Annotated in this window: 1 protein-coding gene; it reads left to right on the forward strand. The window is 66.7% G+C overall.

Annotated features, from left to right (window positions below):
* Positions 1-261, forward strand: a 261-nt coding sequence (locus tag PZA18_RS24625) for a hypothetical protein (protein ID WP_284103517.1), incomplete at both ends; no start/stop codon positions are given.

The following is a 261-nucleotide window of genomic DNA, read 5'->3' on the forward strand; positions in this document are numbered from 1 at the left end:
GTCGCGGTGTCGGCCCGGCCTGGCACCAGCCGTCCCGCCTGCGGCTGGCGCCCGACCTGACCCGGAACGCCAATGTCGAAGGCATTGAACGCAGCAGCCTGATTGACACCCGCCGGCAAGTGGACGAAGCCACGGGCTTCCAGCAGGGCGGCGTCTACTTCCACCTGCCCGAGTCGGTGAGCGGCAACCAGATCTACGAACTGGAAGTGGGCGGCCAGCTCTGGTATGGCCAGCTCCACATCCACTACGAAAACGGGCAGC

Source organism: Parachitinimonas caeni, from assembly GCF_030129945.1.
GTDB classification, from domain to species: Bacteria; Pseudomonadota; Gammaproteobacteria; order Burkholderiales; family Chitinimonadaceae; genus Parachitinimonas; species Parachitinimonas caeni.